We start from the raw sequence: 23,337 nt of genomic DNA, 5'->3' as shown, positions 1-23,337 counted from the left end.
GGCGCTTTGTCTCATGGTCGTCACTATTGCGCCATCCACTTACGCTCTTCAGGCTGAGCCAGAGCCAGTTATTGAGGTGTCCGACAATAAGCCGCAAGACAGTCGTATCGAGGCCCGGATCGAGAGCATTTTCGACAAGGTTAATGGCCTTGAGGCATTGGATGTCACGGTCGAGGCAGGTGTTGTCACGCTGACTGGCGACGTTGCGAACGAGGCTGCCGCGAGCGATGCCTTAGATATCGCTCAGCGTACGGCTGGTGTGGTCCGCGTGGACGATACCATTAACCGGACTTTGGACGTTGCTGACAATGTGCGGCCTATGTTGGCTGATCTGCAGCAGAAGGCGCGTAATCTGGTGCGGGCAACTCCTTTGGTGCTGGTGGCGCTTGGGGTATTTATCGTATTCGCTGTGTTGGCAAGTCTGATTGCACGTTGGTCTACATTATGGCAGCGACTAACGCCAAACCCATTTCTAGCAGAAATTGCGTCGCAAGCAGTTAGAATTCTGATCATTGGGCTCGGCTTAGTGGTCGCACTCAATCTGGTTGGCGCGTCCCGCTTTGTGACGACCATCCTAGGTGGGGCCGGTGTGCTTGGAATTGCCATTGGCTTTGCGGTTCGTGACACCTTAGAGAACTATATTTCCAGTATCATGTTGAGTATCCGCCAGCCATTCCGTGCCCGGGATCATGTGGTAATCAACGACCTCGAAGGCTACGTAATTCGCTTAACGTCCCGCGCGACTATTTTGATGACTCTGGATGGAAATCATTTGCGCATTCCCAATTCAGTGGTGTTTAAAGGCATTATCCTGAACTACACAACCAACTCTGAACGTCGCTTTGAATTCGAACTCGGCATTGATGGCGAAGACGACCCGCTGGAAGCAATGCAAGTTGGCTTGGATGCAATCAATCAGCAGAGTTTCGTGCTGTGCGAACCCAGCGCGGGCGCGATGCTAAAAGAGGTCGGAGATTCAAATTTGGTAATCAAGTTTACCGCTTGGGTGGATCAATCAACAACGAACTTTGCTAAGGCCCGAAGCGTTGCCATTGTGGCGGCGAAGTCAGCCCTTGAAGTGTCCGGGTTTACCTTGCCAGAGCCGATATACCGCCTACGTTTCGACCACGGTGATGCCGCGTTGCTACCGGAGTCCGCCGCTCATGCGGAGGTTTCGACCGTCGAGGACTCTGCGACGCTGGATGCAGGCAATTCCGATAATGCCGCGCCATCGATCCAAGGCGCAGACGTGTCGATTGATCAGAAAATGGTTCAAAAAGTTGAGGAAGAACGTGTTCGTGAGGACCAAAGTGATTTGCTTAATTCTGCCTCGCCGCAGGAATAACTGGCGGTTTTTTTTTGCGCCTCTGATCGAATCCTGGGTGTATAATGCTTAGAAATCGGCTTGACGGACTTACTCATGTTAGATCACTCCTGTTCCAACTGCGCGATGAGCGATATCTGCCTTCCTCTGGGGCTGGATAAAGCCGATATATGTAAGCTTGAGACCATTGTCACCTCCACCGCAGTCAAGCACTCAGGCGACATCGTTTTGCGTCAGGGTGATCCGTTTCGCAAAGTGTACGCGGTGAAATCCGGGATGGCTAAGTCGTACCGCTTAGACCAAGCCGGGACTGAATATATTCAGTCATTCCACTTGCCAGGAGAGCTGTTTGGGTTGGATGCTATTTACGCAAAACGTTATGGTTTTACGGTGGAAGTCCTCGACACATCTGTGCTCTGTGAAATGGATTTTGATGAACTTCAGACCCTGTGCGCGACGCTGCCGTCGCTACAGAAACAATTGTTTAATCTATTCAGTCGAGATTTGTATCGTTCGCACGTGAGTCCCACAGACCATTTTGATCAAACCGCCGAGCAGAAACTCTCAGGATTCATCCATAATTTGTTGACGCGCTATAAGGCGCGTGGGCATCGCGGTCTTGAATTGCACTTGCCAATGTCTCGTCGCGATATCGCCAATCACCTAGGTTTGGCACCCGAGACCATCAGTCGGTTATTGAAACGGTTTCAGCAGAAAGGCGTCCTGGCCATCAATAATCGCCTAGTGGAAATTGTCGATCCGAGTAAGCTCGAGGCCATGGTGCACTGCCACGCATTGGAATCGTCGGGCAAGATGGATCCGCAGGTGAGCAGTGCTAAATCCGCTAAATAGTGCGCGAGAATGGTAGCACCTGGCCGCTTTGTGATTGCGGAAGGTAACGGTCGAATACACTGGCGATAGAGCGCATAAAGAACCGGCCGGTTTCCGTGATCGTCAGACGCGCTTGATCTAATTCGATCAGGCCGTCCTCTGCCAATTGTGCCATCCGAGTCAACTCCGGCGCAAAATAGTCGGACATCGAGGTGTGCAAGTCAGTGTCGGCTAATCGCCCAACTGGGGCACTCAAATCAATTTGGTGGCGGCACATTAGTTGCTGAATAACGGCATGTCGAATGCGATCATCCTCGGAAAGTGAAAGGCCTTTCACGATTGGCAGTTTGTCAGAGTCAATCAACTCAATATACTTTGACAGGGTCGGCTCGTTCTGCGCGTACGCGGTGGCAAAGTTGCTGATGGCGCTGGCCCCAACGCCAATTAAGTCGGTTTCTCGGTGCGTGGTATAACCCTGAAAATTTCGCTGTAAGCTACCGGTGCGGTACGCCTCGGCCAAGCTGTCGCTCGCCAGAGCATAGTGATCCATGCCAATGTGCACGTAGTCCGCCGCTAAGAGCTTGTCGCGGGCCAAAGCCACCAGCGCTAGTCGGGAAGTCGTGCTGGGCAACTCAGTTGGGTTGATCATGCGTTGCGCTTTAATGCGCGCGGGTAGATAGGCGAAGTTATAGGCGGCTATGCGCGTTGCGCCGGTGTCGATAATTTTATCCAGCGTGTCGGCAAATGACTTCACAGTTTGCCGCGGCAAACCGGTGATTAAGTCCACGTTGACCGACTTGCTGTGCGCCAGCGCAGCTTCGATGACGTCCACGGTGTCTGCCTCATTCTGAACCCGATTCACGGCTTCCTGAACCGGGGCTGAGAAGTCTTGCACGCCGATACTAAATCGGTTGAACCCCTGTTGGTTTAGCTCGTGCACACCCTTAGGTGTGATTGACCGTGGATCCAGTTCAATGCCGATCTCGAGTTTATGTGGCAAGTCTAGATGAAACTGTTGCGCTATTTCGTCCAGAATTAAGTGTATCTGCTCGGCAGAAAGAAAATTCGGCGTGCCACCACCAAAGTGGATTTGCGTTACCAGCCGGTCTGCACCGAACAATTGGCCACGCCGACGAATCTCGCGCAACAAGCGATCTAGGTATTCATTGACTTTATTGTTGGTGGTTTGCGTAACAACCTTGTTGCAACCACAGAAGTAGCACAATGAGTGGCAAAACGGAATGTGGACATACAATGACAAATCGCGAGGCAAGAGGCTATTGTTTGCGAGTTCCGCATGAGTACGATAATCCGCCTCGCTAAAGCCGTTGTGAAACTGCGGTGCGGTGGGGTAGGAGGTATAACGCGGCGCCGCTGTGTCGTAGCGCTGAATAAGATCCTTTGAGATCGAAGTAGCGTGTTGCTGCATAGTGTTTTCGTCGGGGAGGTGGCGGCCAATTTAAGTTGCACTAAGAATAGTAGTTCAACTGCAAGCAAACTTGATCCAGATCAATTCCTGTGGATTTAGAACGGTAATAATTGCCACTGATCTAAATTCACCGTGAGAAACCTATGAACAAGCTTGTGTACCATGATGATGTCGTACGTCAGTTTACGTTGGCCACCATCTTCTGGGGCGTGATCGGGATGCTGGTTGGCGTTATTCTTGCCGCGCAACTGGCGTGGCCCGTGCTGAACTTTGATGTGCCTTGGCTCACATTCAGTCGCTTGCGTCCACTGCATACTAATGCGGTGATATTTGCATTTGGTGGCTGCGCGTTGTTTGCGACCAGCTACTACATAGTACAACGAACATGTCATGCGCCGTTGTTTGCGCCCAAGCTCGCGAGTTTTACGTTTTGGGGCTGGCAGGCGGTAATCGTTTTGGCAGCCATCACTTTGCCGCTTGGAATGACCCAATCCAAGGAGTACGCCGAGTTGATCTGGCCCATCGATGTATTAATCACCATTGTCTGGGTGGCGTACGGCGTGGTGTTTTTTGGCACTATCGTCAAACGCAAGATGGCACATATCTACGTCGCCAACTGGTTCTACGCATCGTTCATCATCACGGTGGCGGTATTGCATGTGGTTAACAGTCTAGCGATTCCGGTCAGTTGGACGGAGTCGTACCCGGTTTTTTCAGGTTCGGTAGACGCTATGACGCAATGGTGGTATGGCCACAACGCGGTTGGTTTCTTTTTGACCGCAGCCTTTCTGGGGATGATGTACTACTTTGTCCCTAAGCAGGCCAACCGCCCGGTTTACTCCTACCGTTTGTCGGTTGTGCACTTTTGGGCGTTGATCTCGATTTATATGTGGGCTGGCCCTCATCACCTTCACTACACCGCCTTGCCTGATTGGGCTCAGTCACTAGGCATGGTGTTTTCGCTCATTCTGTTGGCACCATCTTGGGGCGGCATGATTAACGGCATCATGACGTTATCCGGTGCTTGGCATAAGCTGCGCGACGACCCAATTCTGAAGTTTATGATTGTGTCGCTGTCCTTCTATGGTATGTCGACGTTTGAAGGCCCAATGATGTCAATTAAGACGGTCAATGCCTTGTCACACTACACAGACTGGACGATAGGTCATGTGCACTCCGGTGCGCTGGGTTGGGTTGCGTTCATTGTGATTGGGTCTGTGTATTCGGTGTTGCCAAAACTGTATGGCAAACGCGAGATGTACAGCACGGATTTGATCAACGTGCACTTTTGGGTCAGCACCATCGGTGTGGTGGTCTACATCGCCTCGATGTGGATTGCCGGTGTGATGCAGGGTCTGATGTGGCGAGCCGTCAATGATGATGGCACCCTGACGTACGCCTTCATCGAGAGTATCAAAGCAACCTACCCATATTACGTCATGCGTTTGGGTGGCGGTCTACTGTTCCTGATAGGGATGCTAATAATGGTTTACAACGTTTATAAGACGATTATGAGTTCAGAGGACGCAATCACTGACGCGCAAGACATGGGTAAAGCTACCGAGGTGCCAGCATGATTAAGCACGAAACGATCGAAAAGAATACTGGTCTCATGGGCGTGTTGATCGCGCTGGTCATTAGTGTGGCCGGGATTGCTGAGATAGTGCCATTGATGTTTCAGGCGCAGACGACTCAACCTGCTGCTGGCGTCGTGCCGTATCCAGCGCTCGAGCTGGCTGGACGCGACGTGTATGTGAAAGAGGGTTGTTATAACTGTCATTCGCAAATGATTCGGCCTTTCGTGTCTGAAAGTCTGCGTTATGGGCCGCCATCGATGGCTGGTGAGTCCGTCTATGATCGACCATTTCAGTGGGGTTCTAAACGAACTGGACCGGATCTGGCACGCGTTGGCGGTCGCTACACCGATGAATGGCATCTCGCGCACCTCATAAATCCGCGCGACTTGGTTCCTGAATCCAATATGCCGGGCTTTCCGTGGCTTCTCGATAATGAGATTGATGGTGGACTGGTTACCAAAAAAATGAAGACCTTACGATTTTTAGGGCACCCATACACGGAGGAACAAATAGCGGCCGCGAAAGAGGCGGTAGAAGGACGAACCGAAATGGAAGCATTGATTGCATACTTGCAATTTCTTGGTGTTGCGAACAACGGGAGGGCACAGCAATGATCTCGATCTTTAACGGTGTGATGACTGGTGTCTTGATTGTCATATTTCTGGGTATTTGGGTTTGGGCCTGGAGCAGTCGGAATAAATCCAAGTTCGACCACATGGCGCAATTACCGTTGGAAACGACACAGGAAACCAATGAGGTAACAGAGCATGACTAATTTTTGGAGTATTTTCATCATCATTTTGGTGGTTGGTAATATTTTGGCAATGGTCTGGCTACTCTTGGCCACCAGCCGTTCGAACGGTATGAACGAAGCTGAAACGACCGGTCACAAATGGGACGGCATTGAGGAGTTAAATAACCCGTTACCTCGCTGGTGGTTAGGCTTGTTCGTGCTGACCATTATTTTTGCAGGTGTGTATCTGGTTTTGTATCCGGGGCTTGGGTCTTACGAGGGCACGTTAAACTGGTCACAAATGGAGCAGTTCAACAGCGCAAAAGAAGTGAACCGGGAACAACAGGACGAATTTTTTGCCGAATTCGCCGACTACACAGTGCCGATGTTGGCGGGCAATGCCAAGGCCATGGAAACGGGTGAGCGTTTGTTTGCTAACAATTGCGCCACCTGTCACGGCTCTGATGCCCGTGGTGCAAAAGGATTTCCGAACCTGACCGATAGCGATTGGTTGTATGGTGGTGAACCAGAAACGATTTTAACCTCAATCACCGACGGTCGAGCTGGCGTTATGCCGAACTTGCGTCTCAAGGGCGCGGACGTAACTGTTTTAGCGCTGTATGTTCAGCACATGGCTGGACGTAAAGACGTGACAGACTATGCCATTCAGCGCGGTGAGTCATTGTTCGGCGTTTGTGCTGCCTGTCATGGCCCAGATGGTAAGGGTAATCAAGCAATTGGTGCACCAAATTTGACCGATGATATCTGGTTGCACGGCCCCCGTGAAGCCGATATCGAGCACGTCCTGCGTAATGGCATACAAGGGAATATGCCAAGTTTTAAGAATGCGTTGAGTGAGAATGAGATCAAATTGCTGACAGCGTATGTGACGTCTCTCGGCCAGCGCACAGAGGTCGGGGAGTAGACGATGGAACAATCGCGTGCACCATCCAGGCAGTTGATTCGTCTTGGCGTCGTCGTCTGGGTGTCATTCCTATCGGCCGCGATTGCGACCATGTTGTTCTTTGCCACATTCGATCCTGAGTCACTGTCACAACTGGCCACCTTTCCGATGACCTTGGATCGGACTTCGGGGTACAGCATCGGGTTTCTGTTGTTCTGGATTCTGCTGATGTTGAACGGTTGGATCGTGACCTGGCTGCTGCAATCCGGCAAACCGTCTAACGACATTGAGCCTCAGACCAAGGGCGAACACCATGAGTAAGTCTGTGCAAGAAATTCCGGTTGAAGTTAAGTTATATGAAAAGAGCGATAAGATTTATCCGCGTGAGACCACCGGTCGTTTCCAGCGTCTGCGGGTAGCCAGTGTTTACACCTTACTGGGGCTGTATTACGCGTTGCCTTGGATCAACTGGGATGGCCGTCAGGCAGTTTTGTTCGATCTGCCGGCGCGTAAGTTCCACATCTTCTTTTTGACCTTTTGGCCTCAGGACTTCATTTTTCTGACTTTATTGTTGATCTTAGCTGGCTTGTCCTTGTTCTTTTTCACCGCAATCGCTGGTCGAGTTTGGTGTGGCTACGCCTGCCCGCAAACGGTGTGGACCGAGGCATTCATCTGGATGGAGCGTTGGGTCGAAGGTACTCGAGCACAGCAAATGAAGCTGGCCAGCGCACCAATGAGTTGGATGAAAGCCCGCAAACGCATTACCAAGCAGGTATTGTGGATTAGTTTTGCCTTGTTCACCGGTCTCACCTTTGTCGGCTATTTTCAACCGATTCGGGAGCTGGTGGTTGAATTTGCGCAGTTTCAGGTTGGTGGTTGGGCCCTGTTTTGGGTCCTTTTCTACGGCTTTGCTACTTATGGTAATGCCGGTTTTATGCGAGAACAAGTGTGTAAATACATGTGCCCATACGCGCGTTTTCAGAGCGCTATGTTTGACAAGGACACGCTGATTGTCGCATACGACACTGAGCGCGGTGAACCGCGCTCCCGCGGAAAGCGACGTAAAGAAGGTGCCGATACAAAAGCTGGCGACTGCATCGACTGTGGTATCTGTGTGCAGGTGTGTCCGACCGGTATTGATATTCGCGACGGACTGCAATACGAATGTATCGCTTGTGCAGCGTGCATCGATGGTTGCGACGAGGTGATGACTAAGGTTGGTCTACCGACAGGGTTGATCAAGTACAGTACCGAAGCCCAAGATCAAGGTGCCCATAAGTCTTTAGGGCAAACCTTGTTGCGGCCTCGGGTCATCATCTACGCGTCTTTGCTGGCCTTGGTTTTTACTGGGTTTATTGTCGCTTTGGCAATGCGCAGTAGCTTTCAGGTGGATGTACTGCGAGATCGAAACGCGTTTTTTCGATGGGCTGATAATAATGCCATTGAGAACAGTTTTCAGGTACGGGTTATGAACAAAAGTCAGCACCATCAATCGTATATTGTCACGGTGAGTGGGTTAGAGGGGGCGACTGCCGTATGGGCAAAGCCGGAAGCGGATGGCAATTCAAGGCTCGTTCCCGCGGGCCAGATTGGTGAGTTCACGGTGCTTGTTCAACTGCCAGAGACTGCTGAGTTTAAACGCTCGCAAGTTATTGAATTGGGGTTTGAGGAAACCCGAGGTGACCAACCTGAAACCGTCATAGAGGAAACCCGGTTCTGGGGTCCAGAACGTTAAGTTAAGCCGACAATTTGTCGTTAGAGGAATGTTATGTTGAGTCGAATAGATGGCACTGAACCGCAAGCCGACGTTAAGCCATGGTACCAATATATGATGGTGTGGTTAGTGATCGCATTGCCGCTGATTGTGGTTGTGGCGTCCATGGTAACGGTGACCATCGCGCATCAAAATGCACCTCAGTTGGTGCCCGTGTCGAGCGAATAACCCCGTGATAAAGCCGTCGTTTTCTCTGCCTCATGGCGTTGCACAAGCCGGTCGGCGACAAAGTCAAGGTGTGACGGGGGAATGCAGTGTAGACGTGCGTTGCTTTCATTGCCATGAGCCGGTGCCCAGGTATACTGATATCCGTCTGGAAATCGAGGGAGTCAGCCAACCGATGTGTTGTCTTGGGTGTAAAGCCGCCGCGGAACTGATTACGGGCTCTGGTTTGCAACAGTTTTATCAGCACCGGCAGTCACGAGACCCAGATGCGTTTTACGCCCGTGTCGCCCGCGCCGATTCATTAGCGCCATTAGCAGTACTGGCGCAGCGTTGGCAGTATTTGGATTCCGTGACGGATGCAGACGAGTATCTGATTGTCGATACGCAGGGCAAACGGACACTAAGATTGAACGTGGCCGGTTTGTATTGTGCTAGCTGTTCTTGGTTGATTGAGCGTACGATAACGCACCAATGCCAATCGGCCCGCGTGCATGTGGATGTTGGCAGCGGGACGGTCACGTTGGACGTACCCGAGACCGAAACTTCGTTAGCGCTTCTGGTCGCGGCCATTGCGCAACTGGGGTACCAACCCCAACCGGCTAAGATTGGGGATTATGCGAGTCGGGTAGCGCATCAGCGAGGCGAACGGCTGTTGGCGTTAAAACGAATTCTTGTGGCTGGGTTAGGTAGCATGCAAGTGATGACATTTGCGGTTGCGACGTATGTGCACGGCGACAGCCTCCCTGCGCTCTATCAGCGCTATTTTCATCTTGTCAGTCTGTTGGTGGCGACCGCGGTGGTGTTCTATTCCGCAAAACCATTTTTTAGCAATGCATTACGCGATCTTCAGCATCGACGCATGGGTATGGATGTGCCTGTCGCATTAGCCATCGGCGCAGCATATGCTTCGAGCGTTTACACTGTGTTGGCTGGCAATAATACGCACGTGTATTTCGATTCGGCGGTCATGTTTACTTTTTTTCTCTCGCTGGGACGATTTGTGGAAATGCAAGTCCGACACCGGGTGTTAGGCGCACCGGACGAAGTGGTCGGACTGCTTCCAGCACGGATTCGCATCGACCGTTGTGGCGCGTCTGGTCGAGTACAGACCCTGGATATCCAACCGCAACAGGTGGCGGTTGGTGACCGGCTTAAGCTGAACACGAATGACATCGTGCCCTTCGATGCTCAGGTGTTGGATGGGGTCGCGCAGATCGATGAGTCAACCATTACCGGGGAGCCAGATCCAGTGGTACGTGAGGCAGGGGATGCACTTTCTGCCGCTAGCCGCGTGGTAAGCGGCAAGGTCTTGATCGAGTCGCGTTCGGGTTGGGCAGACTCGTCTATCGCACGCATTGAAAACTTATTGCAAAGCGCCGACCGACACGCCAAAGAGCAGGCGCACTGGGTGGAGACTTTGAGCCACCATTTTGTGTTCGCGATTCTCACTATCACCGTGATGGTTGGCGGCGTATGGTATTGGTTGGATTCTACTCGGATTTTTGAGGTTTGCCTGGCCATGTTGGTCGCATCGTGCCCCTGCGCGTTCTCATTAGCCGCGCCGGTGGCGCGCAGCGCGTCGATTCGCGTTCTACGTCGCCTCGGTGTTTTAGTCAGTAACCCAAATGCGCTGCACACTGTGCGGCGCGTCACCCTGTGGTGTTTTGACAAAACAGGCACTCTGACCCGTGGTCGACCGGAGTTGGTGGCCGTACAGCGCTTGAGTTCGCTGACGGAGCAGCAATGTTTGGCAATCGCTGCTAGCCTTGAACAGCAGTCTGACCATGTGCTTTCAGCGGCGTTTCAGGGTATTACGGTCAGTGCTGAGGCCACGAATTTCTATGAAGAAACGGGTTTTGGCGTGGCCGCGACGGTGGGCCACCAGCGCTTTTATCTGGGTCAGTTAAGTTGGGTTACAAGCAAACTCGCTCTAGCGGACACGTCCTCAGTTGCACTACTCGATGATTGTGTCCATACCAGTATAGTTACTTTGGGAGAAGCGGGGTACGGATTACACGCGATCTTTTATCTGCAGGATGCATTGCGCGCTACTAGCCGAGACGCCGTCAACTGGCTGACGACGCAGCAGGCTAAGACAGCCATACTCAGTGGTGACCGGGTTAGCAGTGTGGCCGACGTGGCTAAAAACTTGGGTGTGAGCGCCTACTATGCTCAAGCGACACCGGAGCAAAAAGTCGCTATCTTGAATCGACTGCACGATCAAGGCGAGAAAGTTGCCATGCTTGGCGATGGTGTGAATGATGCACCGGTCTTGGCCGCAGCAGATTTGAGTTTAGCCATGTCATCCGGCAGTGATTTGGCCATGAGTAATGCGGATATCGTTTTGCTGAATGGCAGCCTAAATCAGCTGCACAACCTGATTGCTGTGGCGAATAAGACAGAACTGATCACACAACAGAACAAGTGGTGGGCTATCGCGTATAATGGTATCGCGCTGCCGGTGGCGGCGGCTGGGCTTTTAACGCCTTGGCTAGCAGCGATCGGTATGTCACTGAGTTCTTTGTTGGTGGTCTTGAATACCTTGCGGATTTCCCGTGCAGTGAAAACACATAAACGCTCAAGTTTCAGCAACGAGGATGGCAATTGATACGTATGGAAATTATCTTTCTTTTGATTCCGTTGAGTCTGCTTTTGGTGGTTGTTGCGATTGGCGCATTTTTTTGGGCGACACGCAGTGGCCAATTTGATGATCTAGATTCACCGGCTTTATCTATTCTCGACGATGAACCCAGTACCAACGACTGAGTCGGTTGATGTTGATGGCATAAATAGCCAGCAGGGTTCATGATGACATTTTGGTCCGCACTCATTCTTGGACTGGTTGGCAGCGCACATTGTGCAGGTATGTGTGGTGGTATTCAGGTAGCGTTGCAGAGTCAACCCAGCTTTGTGTTATTGTCACGCGTCCAGCTTTTTCATCATTTATTGTTGCTCAATGCGGGGCGCGTGGTGATGTATCTCACTCTGGGCGTCGTATTGAGTTTGCTGGGCCTTTCCGTTTTGAGTCAGGTCAATACACCGACAATGATTCGAGCAGTGCGCTTATTTACTGGCAGTGTGGTTTTGTTGATTGGGGTCCACTTTATTTTGCGACAGTCTAGACCGTTCCGTTTTCTAGAGCAATTTGGAACGGGTATGTGGCGCATTGCCAGCCGCGGCATTAAACCGCACAATGAAATTGTCAGCACGCCATTGCGCACGTTGCTCAACGGAATGATTTGGGGCTTAATCCCATGCGGCTTGGTCTATGCAGTGTTGCTCACCACGGTGTTTACCAATAACTTAGTGGATGCCGGTATGATCACCTTAGGTTTTGGTCTCGGCACGATGCCCTCGTTAGTGTTATCTGGCATGTTGTTTAAGCGGCTCCAAGAAATTGTAAAGCATCGCGGAGTACAGATGGCTGCCGGTGTGTTTTTTGTCTGTGGAGGGTTGTTAATTATCTCCGCGCCGTATTGGGTGTCTTCTGAGTTTTTGCGCGCATATCCTCAGCTTATCAATTTGGTCTTCTGTGTCACGTGAGCGGATGTCTAAGGTGGTATTGTTCCGCCTCAAAGGCTAGAATTCCAACCTTGGGATGTGGAAAGTATGCTGATGCGGTGTGTCTCGCTGCTTGGGTGCGGGCGCTAAACAGTTATCGGATATTGGGTGTTGCAGTGTCCAAACCTAAGTTAAACGGAGTTTTTTACCTTGAAGTTTCTTAAACAATTCGTCGCTATTTTGGCTGGCGTCATTAAATTCATCTGGAATGCCATCTGGTTTGTCGTTGTTCTAGCGGTCCTCAGTGTTTATGCGTATAGCTGGTGGTTGCACCGTGATTACGAACAACAGGTTGCGGCCGAACAGGCAGAGGTCGATGCTGGCATCAAGGAATTCAGTGATAAGAAGATTGGTGATGTCACTGAATTGCAGAACGATTATCGGGCACGCTGTCTTAATCTAGAGCTCGCAATTCATGATCAAGAAGCGAATGACACACAGTCATTGTGTGAAAAGGCTGCCGAACGCCTCAGCGTGCAATCACAGTCGACGGGTATGACGTTGGCCAATTTCGAACGGTTACATATTAAGCTCTGCCGCAGCAATTCTGATTCAGATGACGATCCACAGTGGTGCGCAGAGGAGGGAGCGGCCGCGCTGCAAGAGGCGATGCGCTATGGCCTCACCGCGGCGCTCTGTGATTACGAGCAATTACGAGTTCGAAAACCGTACGGTGCACGTGAATCACTGGAGTACGATTGGCAACTTACCAAGCACGGCAAACGCGTGTATAACAACGCATCCTTGTTATTTGATTGTGAAACCGGTAAATACAGCGAGGTCGGTTATGCCGGGTTTTACGACTCGATCATGACGGATGAGGAACAATACCCGGAATATGACAGCCAGTTATGGCGCGATAGCTATCAGGAAGATTATGTTGCCGCGATGTCCGAGTTGAAGAATACGCCATTTGGTGAGAACCCGGATCATGATGTCGAACTGATGAACTATTATGCCAGTTCGCCTCAATCTATCCACTTGCCCAAGCTGATTAAATGGGCTGAGGGTCAAGTCAACTTTGATGTGCAATATTACCAGCAACCGCTCCACGTAGCGATCCAATATGCTGATGACGACGCGGTGTTCCACTTGCTTAATGCCGGTGCAGACGTCTCGCGACCAACCTCGAGTGGTGACATGCCGATCAGCTTAGCAGCGCAGGAGGGCAAGCTTAATATCGTTAAAGCATTATTGGAAAAAGGTGCAGACCCGAATGGGGTAGTTGGTGCGGAAAGTGCGTATTTCGCGAATCCGTTGCTGGCCGCGGCCTACGGTGGTCACGGCTCAGTGTTCAAGGCTTTAACGCAAGCTGGCGCTTTGCTCGAGCCGATTCAGCCAGAACAATATCCCAACTGGGACAGCAAGGTCTTGATGTCTGCGGCTTTGCAGGGTGGGGATGCGAATATTGTGCGCTTTTTAAAGAGTCAGTCGATCTTGATGCCAGACAAACCGGAGCGTGTGTGGCGATATGCGCTGGAAGGCCGTAACCCAGAGCTGATTCAATACTTGATTGATTTAAAGCAGCCCCTGCCAGTCGCTGACGAACATTATGATTTGTATTCGATTATTGCCAAGCAGCATGACAATGAAGCGGCTATCGTCGCTGACCGGCTATTTAAACAGCTTCTGAGTTATGGGCTAAACTTAGCAGGTGAGTCCGGAAAGCCGTCCAGTGCTGGCCACCACGCGATTGTCTATGTTGCTCCCAATAATATTCTTGAACAGAAGACGGCCGCGTATGCTGAGGTGTATCAGAGCAAATTGCGATTTGCCGCGCGCGCAGTCGACGCTGTACTCAACGCGGGCGTCGATATTGATCATGTGAACAAGAAAGGCAATACCATGTTGATGCTGGCCGCACGCCGTTCACACCCTGAATTGGTGAAGTTGCTATTGGCGCGAGGTGCAGACCCAAAGGTCAGGAATGCAGAGGGTCTGACGGCACTCGACATAGCGGTAAAAGAAGGTCGGCGACTGACTAAGTTTTGGAAACGTAAGGCGCACTTAAAGCAGCGATATGCCGAGACCATTTCGCAACTGGGCGGTGACCCGGCTGAGCTTGATGCACAGGCTGAATCCTGAGTACGGGTGTCTGATTCCTCAGCGATCCATATAGAGGCGACCCAGAAACATCCCGGCGACCATCATACCAAAGAATAAGCCGGTGCTGGACGCGTGAACTAAAATCACCGCCAGCGCTGGCCCTGGACATAAGCCAACCAGTCCCCAGCCAAGTCCGAATAAAACGGCGCCGAGAACGAGCTTGCTATCAATTTGGCGATTTTCCGGGATTTTAAATTGTTGTTTAAACCAAGATAATTCACGGCGGAGTACTATGCGAAACCCAATCAGTGTGACGGTTATGGCACCGATCATGACGAAGGCTAGGGAAGGGTCCCATTCGCCAAAGATATCCAAGAAGCCGATGACTTTGGCTGGGTTGGTCATTTCTGAAATGACTAGGCCCGCGCCAAATATCAATCCAGTAATAAAGACAATTAATAGACGCATATTGATTAACCTCCAGTAGCTAGATTCATCACAGCCACGGTGGCGACTGCCGTTCCAATAAACACTGACGTGGCAACGATCGAACGTGGCGACATGCGGGAAATACCGCACACGCCATGTCCCGATGTGCAACCGTTACCAATGACTGTGCCGAGTCCAACTAGCAGTCCAGCAATTGCCAACAGCCAGGGATTTGGTGTTATCTCCAACGGCATCGTAAGCTTAGTCACGCTCAGTAATATCACCGGTGACAACATAAGGCCTGCCAGAAATACCCAGCGCCATATTGCGTGCTCAGTAGGTGGAGTTAATGACCTGCTTAAAATGCCACTGATACCCAGAATGTTACCTTCTGCGGCCATCAATAATACGGTGGCAACCCCAATCAAGCCGCCGCCGATAAGCGCATAAATAAAATCGTGCATCATAAATGTTCTCTTTAATTATGTGCTGGGGCGCAGTAGCGTTGATATAACAACGCCATAATCGCAAGCACGTTTTCGTCTTTAATCGAGTAATAAACCACTTGCCCGTCGCGCCGCGTCTCGACAATGCCTTCACGCCGCAAAATACTCAGTTGCTGGGACATAGCTGGTGACGTCATCGATAGGGCTGCCGACAATTCACCGACACATCGCTCGCCTTCGGCTAACTGGCACAAAACCAATAAGCGTTTTGGGCTGGAGATCGATTTGAGCACGCTGCTTACTTGATCCGCAACGGGTTGCATGGTTGATATATTCATATGTCTATATATATGCAAATATAATGTAAAGTCAAGCCAGTTGATGCAAGAATGCTGGGCAAGGCCGCGACACTACGAGATCTTCGTAATCTGCTCCAGCTTGCGATACAGCGTGCGTAAACTGATTCCCGCGACTGCTGCCATCTTCTCTTTGTCATCGCCGAACTGTTGTCTAAGTGTTTCAAGGTATAGCAGTTCGTTTTCTTTGAGTGACGGAAGCGTGGTACGCGTTGTGTTTGTTATGCGGTTTGCACCCAAATCCAACGCCGCTAACAAGCACTTCTGGTCAATTATATTGGTTTCGCAAAGAATGGTGGCACGGTGAACGATGTTCCGTAATTCGCGAATGTTGCCCGGAAAGGCATACGTTTTAAGGTATTCGACAGCGCCTTTGGTGAAATGAAAATCTCCGCCTACCAGTGATAGCATGTGCTGAATTAAACCTGGGATGTCTGCAGATCGCTCCCGCAGCGGGGGGATAGTTATGGGAAACACATTGATTCGGTAAAGCAGGTCCAGTCGAAATTCCCCGCGTTCGACCATCGTCGATAAATCGCGGTTGGTGGCGCAGATCAACCGAAAGTTGGACGTGCGGATCGCGGTATCACCGACGCGGCGATAGGTCTTGGTCTCGATCAAACGCAACAGTTTAACTTGTGTTGAAAGCGAAACATCGCCGATTTCGTCGAGGAACAAGGTGCCACCATCGGATTGTGCAACCAGCCCTTCCTTTTCATTGTGTGCTCCCGTGAACGCGCCTTTTTTATGCCCAAAGAGCTCGCTTTCGATCAGTGTCTCGCTGAGACCAGCACATTCCAACGTTACCATGGCTTGTTGCGCTCGATCGCTGGCTAAATGAATGACATGTGCGATCATTTCCTTGCCAGTGCCAGACTCGCCTTGCAATAGCACGTTGACGTCACTTTTCGCAACGCGCGTCGCATTGGCAAGGACCGCTTTGAACGCGACGCTGTCACCGACGAGTTGTCTTGTATTCGCGTGCCCACTGGCCAGAGGCACGGGTCTAAGAAGTTCAATAAAGTATTTAAGCTGTTTCTCATCATCGAAGATTGGAATCATTTCCACATCGACATGCTCGCGGCCATTCGGAGTTTGATGAATGTGCAGCACTTTCTCTTTGTTGCCGGATGATTTAGCCGCCAAGAGAGGGCAGTCCTCACCAGCGAGATCACATGGTTTATCGTAACCATGTGAGACAGCAAAGCACTTCGGATTGGACTCCAAGTTAATGCTGCCGAACTTATCACTGTAGATGGTGTTGGTGGCAAGGATTTGATAATCCGCTGTCACTAGAATTGCAGGTACATCGAACCCTTCAAGGATTTGGCTGAGATCATTCATTGTGGATAGATATTTTGTCCAATATGGCAATATGTTGTCATAATTGGCATTGTTTGGCTTTCTCTTTTCGCAAAAATGGTATCAACTGGTGCACTGCTTGGGCGAATACGACTTGGCACGAGACTTGCTTTGATAACTGCGAGAACATTGTTGAGGCGCTCGGTCGCTTCCAAAGAACCTATTGTGAGGTAGCTATGAAAGATACTGTGTTAAAACCGGATGTGTTGCCGTTCTACGAGGCAATCACGAGTACATTCTCTTATATTGTTAAGGATCCTGAATCCAGTGCCTGCGCGGTCGTGGATTCGGTTTTGGATTTCGACTATGCATCCGGCACCGTGGACTACACCAGTGCCGATAATATTATTCGTTATATCCAAGAGCACGATCTTGATCTGCAAATGCTGATCGAGACGCATGTGCACGCCGATCACTTATCGGCCGCGCCATATATCCAAAGTAAGTTGGGCGGTAAAATTGCGATCAGTAAGCACATCACCACCGTACAGAACGAGTTCGGTCGCTTGTTTAACGAAGGCACTGAGTTTCAACGGGATGGTAGTCAATTCGATATTCTGTTTGACGACGATCAAGAATACCGTATTGGTAATCTGCGTGGTCGCGCGATGCACACGCCGGGTCATACGCCGGCCTGCATGACTCATGTGATTGGTGATGCAGTGTTTGTTGGAGATACCATTTTTATGCCGGATGGCGGTACGGCGCGGGCCGATTTCCCTGGCGGCGATGCACGCACTCTGTATCAATCGATTCAACGGGTATTGAGTTTGCCTGATGATACGCGTTTATTTATGTGTCACGACTACCAGCCAAACGATCGTCCGCTGGAGTTTCTAAGTTCGGTGGCTGAGCAAAAGGCCAAGAATATTCATGTGCACGCAGGCATTTCCGAAGACAAGTTCGTGTCAATGCGCGAAGCACGCGATGCAACCTTGGATATGCCTCGTTTGATCATGCCTTCATTGCAGGTAAATATGCGCGCAGGTCATTTTCCGCCGGCAGAAGACAATGCGTCGGTGTATCTCAAGGTGCCGGTCAATGGCTTAAAACAGCCATTACAAAGCCATAATAAGTAATCAATTTTGGAGGAGTAATATGTCGACTATAAACGATCGTACCGTTGACGGTGCACGATATGACGTAGTGGTGGTTGGCGCTGGCAGTGCTGGTATTGCTACTGCCGCCAGCCTGTTGAAGCGAAAGCGCGACCTCCGTATTGCGTTGGTCGACCCATCTAAAGACCACTATTACCAACCTGGTTGGACTATGGTTGGTGGTGGTGTGTTTGATGCCCAGACTACGGTGCGTAATACGGTGGATTTGATTCCGTCTGGCTGTGATTGGATTCAGCAACGCGTTACTGTTATCCAAGCAGATGACAACGCCGTCACGCTGGCCGACGGTGCGCGTGTGTATTACCAGCATCTGGTGATTGCGCCGGGCTTGGTGCTGAACTGGCAGGGGATCGAAGGCCTGGAAGGGACTTTGGGACGCAATGGCGTGACTTCAAACTACCGGTTTGATCTGGCGCCATACACTTGGGAGTTGGTGCGCACGTTGCGTGCAGGCAAAGCCATCTTTACCCAACCAGCAATGCCGATAAAATGTGCCGGTGCACCGCAAAAAGCGATGTATCTGTCTGCTTCCCACTGGCGAAAAAATGGGTGTTTGGCGAACATCGACATTGAATTTTATAACAGTGGTGGCGTTTTGTTCGGTGTGCAGGATTATGTGCCTGCCTTGATGTCCTATGTTGATAAATACGGCGTTGATCTTAAGTTTACACAAACCTTGACCAAGGTGGACGGCGACGCTAAGCGTGCCTGGTTTAAAGACGCAGACGGTCATGTGACCGAGACCGAATTTGACTTTCTGCACGTGTGCCCGCCGCAGATCGCACCGGCGTTTATTCAAGAGAGCGGTCTGTCCGATACGGCTGGCTGGTTGGAGGTTGATTCGGCCAGCTTGCGTTCGGTTAAGTTCGACAACGTGTGGGGCGCTGGCGATGTCATGAATACCACCAACGCCAAAACCATGGCCGCGGCGCGTAAGCAGGCACCGGTGGTGGCACAGAATATCGTGGATGTGATGAATGATCGTGCGCCGTCAGCGGTGTATGACGGTTACGGTTCGTGCCCATTGACGGTAGAACACGGTAAAATTGTGTTAGCCGAGTTCACTTATGGCGGTAAGCTCGCGCCAACGTTTCCAACTTGGTTGAATGATGGCACGAAACCAACCAAGTTAGCCTGGACCCTGAAGGCGAGCATCCTGCCGGCGGTGTATTGGCAGGGTATGCTGAAGGGGCGCGAGTGGTTCGCCGGGCCGGGTCAGTAATTGCTACGGTCAGGCGTCTGCGTATGAAACTCAATGCCACCAAACTGTTTCCGTTAATCTCGCAACTGTCAGCGTACGATCGCACGAAGTTTACTAGCGATCTGATCGCCGCTGTGGTGGTGACGATCATGCTGATCCCGCAGTCGTTGGCGTATGCAATTTTGGCGGGCTTACCACCGCAATACGGTTTGTACGCCAGTATTTTACCACTCGTAGCCTATGCGCTACTGGGTTCGAGCACAACATTGGCGGTCGGCCCGGTAGCTGTTGCATCGATTATGACGGCCTCCGCACTGGCTCAGGTGACGTCAGCGGGCCTAATTGACTATGTCGGTGGCGCTGTTCTCCTGGCTTTGTTGGTTGGTATCATGACGCTCGCGATGGGCTTAGCGCGTTTCGGCTTTGTGGCAAACTTTTTGTCTCATTCAGTGGTGGCTGGCTTCATTACTGCATCCGGATTGTTAATCGCACTGAGTCAAATACGCCACATTCTTGGCGTGGATGCCTCCGGAAGCACATTTGTTGATATGGCAGCTGCATTATGGCGTGCGTGGCCTGATGTACATTGGATCACCTTGGCCATCGGTGTTGGTTCGATTTTATTTCTCGTCTTGGCTCGCAGACACGCAAGTCACCTGATTACTGCGACGGGGTTAAGTCAGCCAGTCGCGCAGAAGCTAGCCAGAGTCGCACCTGTGATCGGGGTTGTGGTGACGATTTTGTTAGTCGCGCTCCTAAGCTTGGACGCAAAAGGTGTGAAGATCGTCGGCCAGATACCACCGGGTTTTGGTACATTTTCATGGCCGGACCTAAATCTGCAAGCCGTTAAAGCATTGCTGCTTCCGGCTTTTTTTATTGCAATCATTGGATACGTTGAGTCCGTCTCCGTTGGTCGAACGTTGGCTGCTAAGCGGCAGGAAAAAGTAGACCCTAATCAGGAACTGATAGCTCTGGGGAGCGCTAATATTGCGTCTGGTTTAGCTGGTGCATTTCCTGTGACCGGTGGTTTTGCTCGCTCGGTGGTAAACTTTGATGCCGGCGCGCAAACACAATTTGCAGGATTATTCACGGCTATTGGTATTGCCGTGGCCGCTTTTTTTCTGACCGAGTACCTGTTTTATCTGCCGATTGCCATGTTGGCTGCAACCATTGTCGTGGCAGTGATGTCGCTGGTTGACTTCGGTATTCTGCGGCAAGCTTGGCGGCTCTCAAAGGCCGATTTTATCGCAGTGTCGGCCACCATATTGGTGACCTTGCTCCATGGGGTCGAGGCTGGTGTCGCCAGCGGTATCATTGCGTCTGTCTTGCTGCATCTGTACCACACATCGACACCGCACATCGCCGAAATTGGGTTGATGCCGAACTCGGAGCACTTCCGTAATATTCGCCATTATCGAGTTCTTGAACATACGGCGTTGGTGTTTATTCGGATTGATGAGAGTTTGATTTTTTCAAATGCAGCGTACCTTGAGGACTGGATTCTCTCGCGAGCGAGTCAAAATAGTGAAACCCGCCATATTGTTCTGCATTTTGGTGCGGTAAACACTGTCGACCTTACCGCCATCGAGATGTTGTTTGAGGTGAATGATGCACTTTTCAAACGCAACATTTCCCTAAGTCTTGCCGAGGTGAAGGTGCCGGTGAAATGTATTTTGACCAAAGCAGGATTTTGGGACCAGTTAAGCGGCGAGCAATATTTGAGTGCCTTTGCAGCGTACCAGGCATTGGCAACAGAGGATTGAGAGTCTTTGGACTACTTGCACACGTTAAGGGAGTTGCGGCCAATGTGAGAATGCTTTGTTTGCAGTGTTGCGACATACAACTGCCTAGGTCCGCCTCCTTGGGTGGTAAAATGGCTCGCGATTAAGTTCTAAGCAACGCTAGGTCGGCCTTGCGTTGGTTTCAAGACGCCGCGTGTTCGAGATGGTCAGCGTGCAGAAGGCGAGTGGTATTGCTAGCATCAATCCATTCACCCAGAACGAAATCGGCGTTGCGGCAGCCGGTCCATATTGTGCTACGTACGTGATCAAAACGGCGACACTGCTGCATAACCAAGCTAGGATCAAGTGACGCTTTGCGGATGCTTCGTGGTTAACCCAGTGTGCGTAGCCCGCCGATACGAGTAAAGTCAGCCAAAACAGCCAGCTCGGAGCATCGTTCGTTAAGAAGCGATAGGCTGCGGTGACGGATAGGGCGACCAGCGTGCCCCAAACTAGGCCAACCCAGAGGTTGTTGATGGCATCACGCTTCCTGCGTTTGGTTAACCATAGATTTACTCCGCTGACAGAGACCACGGTGAGCGCTAGACCAAGGATCAAATACAGTGCTTTGGTCCACCAGCCGCCGAAGTGACCAAAATGCAATCGGTACATTGAATAAACGATTTGTTTGCCAGCTTCGCCGTCAGAGAAACCGTCACGACTCAGGAATCGCCCGCTGGCGTCAAAAACGAAATTGTCGGAGTAGATGAGGCGATTCGGATATTGGCTGTAAATTTCAATGAACTGTCCAGGTGTGCCAGTGTCATGCACAATGGCAAACAAAGGAGTTGTCTGCGGTGCAAGGTCTGGCATTTGCTGAAAGGCCTTGGCCAGCGCGATTGTCTCGATAGCCTGATTTAATTCGGGTTCGCTACCGTATACTTGTTTGCTCAAACCTTGAATATCACCCTGATTGTAGACCGATGCGTATAGGTAGAGCGCGAACATGGCGAGACCGAAAAATGCACCTGTGACTGCGATAACGACATAAAATGGAGCGCCCCAAACGCTGAGTCGATTGTGCAAGTCTGTTTGTTCGAGTTGTTTGTTACCGAACATGCGGAGTTTGAAGGCATCTTTAAACAAGGTTCGATGCGACATGAAACCAGAGATAATCAGCGCGAGCAAAAATACACCTAAGGTGCTGACCAAAATCATGCCCCAAGACTCGGGAAGGTGCAGGTACAGGTGTAGATCGGTGAGTAAAGTGGACCAAGGGTGCGCCGTGGTTGGGCCTAGGTTGCCACTTTGATCGACATACCAACCCTGTTCTTCGGTACTGATCGCAACACGCGGGTTGGCGGCGGTCGGCAGGGTGACGTACATGTGTGGCGTCACCGCATCCGGGTTTTCCTGCAGGAGTCGGTTGAACGCGGAGTCAATTGTCTCAATATCAAACTCTAGATACTCTTGTGCCGCGGGCTGTTCCCAGCGTTCGAGCTCTTCGTAGTACACGGCGAGCGAACCGCTTAAACAAATAAGGTACATCAGTGCGCCAACCATCAGGCCAAGGTAGGCGTGCACATTTAGTGATCGGGTGAAGAAGGCTTTATCAAGCATGATGACTGAGTATGGTCTATCGGGTTAAATAGATTGCTAGGCCACAGATCACCGATAAGCCGACGATCCAGCATGCGGCCCGAGACTTTCGTGAGTGATACAGGAAGAAAATGGCAGCGACGGCCCAAAACAGCGGAAATAGCAACACCATAAACGTCATTCGGCCGACGTCACTCCAGTGTAATGGGATCGTCATCGCGAGTGTGGCTACAAGTGAAAATACACAACATGCCACTGTTATGAAAAGGCCAGTCAGTACTTGCTGTGGCCAACGTTCAAACTGCCAGTTTATCGGCGTAAATTTAAACACCTCGGATTTAATCGGATGCCGTGCTTGCAAATTGATTGCTAGGAACGGAATCGGTAGAAAAAAGATTAAACAGGTTGTGTAAACAAGGCCAAATTCAATGCCGAACTCAATTACGAGTAGACACATTGACAGCAAAACACAACTCCATCCAGCCGCAAGAAATACCCCGTGTTGGACGGGCGGATGGGTGTCCTGTTGCGAGTTCCAAGTGTGGAATACAAGACCGAGACCGACTAGGCCACAAAGCAGGGTAAATCCGAAAGTCATTATAAGAATGCGAATAGGAATGATTTGCAATAAATATGAAAAGGGATTTTACTGCATTCATCGGTGAGCTCAAGTATTTTTATCGACGTTGCCCATCGTTGCTAAATCTCCGTACCCTTGAATCTTCGGTGGAATATGCAGGCTGTTGGCGTATTTGTGTAAT

At 50.9% G+C, this 23,337-nt stretch carries 23 protein-coding genes; 16 read left to right on the top strand and 7 right to left on the bottom strand.

Features of this window, described 5'->3' with window-relative positions; translation table 11 throughout:
* Positions 1-13 precede the first annotated feature (13 nt).
* Positions 14-1,345 (top strand): mechanosensitive ion channel family protein, encoded by a 1,332-nt coding sequence (locus IE055_RS14670; protein WP_189402426.1) that lies wholly within the window; start codon positions 14-16, stop codon positions 1,343-1,345.
* A 75-nt stretch (positions 1,346-1,420) separates the two neighbouring features.
* The gene (locus IE055_RS14665) at positions 1,421-2,176 is read left to right on the top strand and encodes a helix-turn-helix domain-containing protein (protein ID WP_189402425.1); all 756 of its coding nucleotides are present in this window, start codon (positions 1,421-1,423) and stop codon (positions 2,174-2,176) included.
* Here the strand turns inward: IE055_RS14665 and hemN are convergent.
* Positions 2,169-3,584, bottom strand: coding sequence for an oxygen-independent coproporphyrinogen III oxidase (hemN, locus tag IE055_RS14660; protein ID WP_189402424.1), 1,416 nt, complete (start codon positions 3,582-3,584; stop codon positions 2,169-2,171). The two genes, IE055_RS14665 and hemN, sit on opposite strands and share 8 nt — an antisense overlap.
* Positions 3,585-3,727: 143 nt before the next feature.
* Here hemN and ccoN point away from each other — a divergent pair, with 143 nt between their 5' ends.
* From ccoN to IE055_RS14605, 11 genes are all read left to right on the top strand, one after another.
* Positions 3,728-5,161 carry a cytochrome-c oxidase, cbb3-type subunit I gene (gene ccoN, locus IE055_RS14655; protein WP_189402423.1) on the top strand — a complete coding sequence of 478 codons (1,434 nt, stop codon included), beginning with the start codon at positions 3,728-3,730 and terminating at the stop codon, positions 5,159-5,161.
* Positions 5,158-5,775, top strand: a complete 618-nt coding sequence (gene ccoO / locus IE055_RS14650) for a cytochrome-c oxidase, cbb3-type subunit II (RefSeq protein WP_189402422.1) — start codon at positions 5,158-5,160, stop codon at positions 5,773-5,775. Before ccoN ends, ccoO begins: the two co-directional genes overlap by 4 nt.
* Positions 5,772-5,936 (top strand): cbb3-type cytochrome oxidase subunit 3, encoded by a 165-nt coding sequence (locus tag IE055_RS14645; protein ID WP_189402421.1) that lies wholly within the window; start codon positions 5,772-5,774, stop codon positions 5,934-5,936. Before ccoO ends, IE055_RS14645 begins: the two co-directional genes overlap by 4 nt.
* Positions 5,929-6,819 (top strand): cytochrome-c oxidase, cbb3-type subunit III, encoded by an 891-nt coding sequence (ccoP, locus tag IE055_RS14640; RefSeq protein WP_189402420.1) that lies wholly within the window; start codon positions 5,929-5,931, stop codon positions 6,817-6,819. The genes IE055_RS14645 and ccoP overlap by 8 nt, the downstream gene beginning before the upstream one ends.
* Positions 6,820-6,822: 3 nt before the next feature.
* Positions 6,823-7,119 carry a hypothetical protein gene (locus tag IE055_RS14635; protein ID WP_189402419.1) on the top strand — a complete coding sequence of 99 codons (297 nt, stop codon included), beginning with the start codon at positions 6,823-6,825 and terminating at the stop codon, positions 7,117-7,119.
* Complete coding sequence (gene ccoG, locus IE055_RS14630; protein WP_189402418.1) at positions 7,112-8,533, top strand: cytochrome c oxidase accessory protein CcoG; 1,422 nt, start codon at positions 7,112-7,114, stop codon at positions 8,531-8,533. The genes IE055_RS14635 and ccoG overlap by 8 nt, the downstream gene beginning before the upstream one ends.
* A gap of 33 nt (positions 8,534-8,566) precedes the next feature.
* A complete protein-coding gene (locus tag IE055_RS14625; protein ID WP_189402417.1) occupies positions 8,567-8,740 on the top strand; it encodes a FixH family protein in 174 nt (57 codons plus the stop codon).
* 4 nt (positions 8,741-8,744) lie between these two features.
* Positions 8,745-11,345, top strand: coding sequence for a heavy metal translocating P-type ATPase (locus tag IE055_RS14620; protein ID WP_189402416.1), 2,601 nt, complete (start codon positions 8,745-8,747; stop codon positions 11,343-11,345).
* Between the two features lie 5 nt (positions 11,346-11,350).
* Positions 11,351-11,503, top strand: coding sequence for a cbb3-type cytochrome oxidase assembly protein CcoS (gene ccoS / locus IE055_RS14615; RefSeq protein ID WP_189402415.1), 153 nt, complete (start codon positions 11,351-11,353; stop codon positions 11,501-11,503).
* 42 nt (positions 11,504-11,545) lie between these two features.
* Complete coding sequence (locus IE055_RS14610) at positions 11,546-12,280, top strand: sulfite exporter TauE/SafE family protein (RefSeq protein WP_189402414.1); 735 nt, start codon at positions 11,546-11,548, stop codon at positions 12,278-12,280.
* A 168-nt stretch (positions 12,281-12,448) separates the two neighbouring features.
* Positions 12,449-14,383 carry an ankyrin repeat domain-containing protein gene (locus IE055_RS14605; RefSeq protein WP_189402413.1) on the top strand — a complete coding sequence of 645 codons (1,935 nt, stop codon included), beginning with the start codon at positions 12,449-12,451 and terminating at the stop codon, positions 14,381-14,383.
* Positions 14,384-14,401: 18 nt separating this feature from the next.
* Here the strand turns inward: IE055_RS14605 and IE055_RS14600 are convergent, their stop codons facing one another.
* The 4 genes from IE055_RS14600 to IE055_RS14585 all read right to left on the bottom strand — a co-directional run bounded on the left by IE055_RS14600 (position 14,402) and on the right by IE055_RS14585 (position 16,919).
* Positions 14,402-14,812 carry a DUF6691 family protein gene (locus IE055_RS14600; protein ID WP_189402412.1) on the bottom strand — a complete coding sequence of 137 codons (411 nt, stop codon included), beginning with the start codon at positions 14,810-14,812 and terminating at the stop codon, positions 14,402-14,404.
* A 5-nt stretch (positions 14,813-14,817) separates the two neighbouring features.
* On the bottom strand, positions 14,818-15,240 hold the full coding sequence (locus tag IE055_RS14595; protein WP_229794318.1) for a YeeE/YedE family protein: 423 nt from the start codon (positions 15,238-15,240) through the stop codon (positions 14,818-14,820).
* A gap of 11 nt (positions 15,241-15,251) precedes the next feature.
* Positions 15,252-15,557, bottom strand: a complete 306-nt coding sequence (locus tag IE055_RS14590) for an ArsR/SmtB family transcription factor (RefSeq protein WP_229794317.1) — start codon at positions 15,555-15,557, stop codon at positions 15,252-15,254.
* A gap of 72 nt (positions 15,558-15,629) precedes the next feature.
* Positions 15,630-16,919 carry a sigma-54 interaction domain-containing protein gene (locus IE055_RS14585; protein WP_189402411.1) on the bottom strand — a complete coding sequence of 430 codons (1,290 nt, stop codon included), beginning with the start codon at positions 16,917-16,919 and terminating at the stop codon, positions 15,630-15,632.
* Positions 16,920-17,113: 194 nt separating this feature from the next.
* Between IE055_RS14585 and IE055_RS14580 the strand changes: the two genes are divergently transcribed.
* Genes IE055_RS14580 through IE055_RS14570 form a run of 3 tightly spaced genes read left to right on the top strand, consistent with a single transcriptional unit; the run spans position 17,114 to position 21,019 of the window.
* On the top strand, positions 17,114-18,016 hold the full coding sequence (locus tag IE055_RS14580; RefSeq protein WP_189402410.1) for an MBL fold metallo-hydrolase: 903 nt from the start codon (positions 17,114-17,116) through the stop codon (positions 18,014-18,016).
* A 19-nt stretch (positions 18,017-18,035) separates the two neighbouring features.
* Entirely contained in the window at positions 18,036-19,277 is a 1,242-nt protein-coding gene (locus tag IE055_RS14575; RefSeq protein ID WP_189402409.1) for an NAD(P)/FAD-dependent oxidoreductase, read from the top strand.
* Between the two features lie 23 nt (positions 19,278-19,300).
* Positions 19,301-21,019, top strand: a complete 1,719-nt coding sequence (locus tag IE055_RS14570) for a SulP family inorganic anion transporter (protein WP_189402408.1) — start codon at positions 19,301-19,303, stop codon at positions 21,017-21,019.
* A gap of 138 nt (positions 21,020-21,157) precedes the next feature.
* On the opposite strand, the gene IE055_RS14565 is transcribed toward IE055_RS14570, so the two are convergent.
* Positions 21,158-22,597 carry a PepSY-associated TM helix domain-containing protein gene (locus tag IE055_RS14565; RefSeq protein WP_189402407.1) on the bottom strand — a complete coding sequence of 480 codons (1,440 nt, stop codon included), beginning with the start codon at positions 22,595-22,597 and terminating at the stop codon, positions 21,158-21,160.
* A gap of 16 nt (positions 22,598-22,613) precedes the next feature.
* Positions 22,614-23,174 (bottom strand): hypothetical protein, encoded by a 561-nt coding sequence (locus IE055_RS14560; RefSeq protein WP_189402406.1) that lies wholly within the window; start codon positions 23,172-23,174, stop codon positions 22,614-22,616.
* Positions 23,175-23,337: the final 163 nt, after the last annotated feature.

Source organism: Arenicella chitinivorans, from assembly GCF_014651515.1.
GTDB lineage: Bacteria > Pseudomonadota > Gammaproteobacteria > Arenicellales > Arenicellaceae > Arenicella > Arenicella chitinivorans.
This window is presented reverse-complemented; position numbering and strand designations above follow the sequence as displayed.

Excerpts from the sequence above, each read along its gene's own strand:
- IE055_RS14670 (WP_189402426.1), top strand. The coding sequence starts at position 14 with ATGGTCGTCACTATTGCGCCATCCACTTACGCTCTTCAGGCTGAGCCA.
- ccoG (WP_189402418.1), top strand. The coding sequence starts at position 7,112 with ATGAGTAAGTCTGTGCAAGAAATTCCGGTTGAAGTTAAGTTATATGAA.
- IE055_RS14610 (WP_189402414.1), top strand. The coding sequence starts at position 11,546 with ATGACATTTTGGTCCGCACTCATTCTTGGACTGGTTGGCAGCGCACAT.
- ccoS (WP_189402415.1), top strand. The coding sequence starts at position 11,351 with ATGGAAATTATCTTTCTTTTGATTCCGTTGAGTCTGCTTTTGGTGGTT.
- IE055_RS14665 (WP_189402425.1), top strand. The coding sequence starts at position 1,421 with ATGTTAGATCACTCCTGTTCCAACTGCGCGATGAGCGATATCTGCCTT.
- IE055_RS14570 (WP_189402408.1), top strand. The coding sequence starts at position 19,301 with ATGAAACTCAATGCCACCAAACTGTTTCCGTTAATCTCGCAACTGTCA.
- IE055_RS14580 (WP_189402410.1), top strand. The coding sequence starts at position 17,114 with ATGAAAGATACTGTGTTAAAACCGGATGTGTTGCCGTTCTACGAGGCA.
- hemN (WP_189402424.1), bottom strand. The coding sequence starts at position 3,584 with ATGCAGCAACACGCTACTTCGATCTCAAAGGATCTTATTCAGCGCTAC.
- IE055_RS14590 (WP_229794317.1), bottom strand. The coding sequence starts at position 15,557 with ATGAATATATCAACCATGCAACCCGTTGCGGATCAAGTAAGCAGCGTG.
- IE055_RS14595 (WP_229794318.1), bottom strand. The coding sequence starts at position 15,240 with ATGATGCACGATTTTATTTATGCGCTTATCGGCGGCGGCTTGATTGGG.
- IE055_RS14575 (WP_189402409.1), top strand. The coding sequence starts at position 18,036 with ATGTCGACTATAAACGATCGTACCGTTGACGGTGCACGATATGACGTA.
- ccoO (WP_189402422.1), top strand. The coding sequence starts at position 5,158 with ATGATTAAGCACGAAACGATCGAAAAGAATACTGGTCTCATGGGCGTG.
- IE055_RS14585 (WP_189402411.1), bottom strand. The coding sequence starts at position 16,919 with ATGAATGATCTCAGCCAAATCCTTGAAGGGTTCGATGTACCTGCAATT.
- IE055_RS14560 (WP_189402406.1), bottom strand. The coding sequence starts at position 23,174 with ATGACTTTCGGATTTACCCTGCTTTGTGGCCTAGTCGGTCTCGGTCTT.
- IE055_RS14565 (WP_189402407.1), bottom strand. The coding sequence starts at position 22,597 with ATGCTTGATAAAGCCTTCTTCACCCGATCACTAAATGTGCACGCCTAC.
- IE055_RS14645 (WP_189402421.1), top strand. The coding sequence starts at position 5,772 with ATGATCTCGATCTTTAACGGTGTGATGACTGGTGTCTTGATTGTCATA.
- IE055_RS14635 (WP_189402419.1), top strand. The coding sequence starts at position 6,823 with ATGGAACAATCGCGTGCACCATCCAGGCAGTTGATTCGTCTTGGCGTC.
- ccoP (WP_189402420.1), top strand. The coding sequence starts at position 5,929 with ATGACTAATTTTTGGAGTATTTTCATCATCATTTTGGTGGTTGGTAAT.
- IE055_RS14600 (WP_189402412.1), bottom strand. The coding sequence starts at position 14,812 with ATGCGTCTATTAATTGTCTTTATTACTGGATTGATATTTGGCGCGGGC.
- ccoN (WP_189402423.1), top strand. The coding sequence starts at position 3,728 with ATGAACAAGCTTGTGTACCATGATGATGTCGTACGTCAGTTTACGTTG.
- IE055_RS14625 (WP_189402417.1), top strand. The coding sequence starts at position 8,567 with ATGTTGAGTCGAATAGATGGCACTGAACCGCAAGCCGACGTTAAGCCA.